At 73.8% G+C, this 229-nt stretch carries 1 protein-coding gene; it reads left to right on the forward strand.

The window, feature by feature from the left end; translation table 11 throughout:
* A partial coding sequence (locus IF89_RS40390) for a hypothetical protein (protein WP_043195235.1) occupies positions 1 to 229 on the forward strand: 229 nt, incomplete at both ends.

Below are 229 nucleotides of genomic sequence, written 5' to 3' on the forward strand. Positions count from 1 at the left end.
GTTTGCGGACCGGCACGGCAACCGCACCGACTTCGCCTTTGCCCTGGCCGGGGAGACCTGGCAGCTCACGTCTGTCACCGACCCCTACGGCGCCACCACAGACGTCGCCTACGACGACGGCCGGGTCGTGTTCACCGCCCCGGCCCGTTCCGGCGACGGCCACCGGCTGACGGCCGTCCTGGAGCTGGAGGACGGGCTGGTCCGCAAGGCCACGGCCGGGGACGGGGCG

The organism is Streptomyces sp. NRRL F-2664 (assembly GCF_000719345.1).
In the GTDB taxonomy this organism is placed as follows: domain Bacteria; phylum Actinomycetota; class Actinomycetes; order Streptomycetales; family Streptomycetaceae; genus Streptomyces.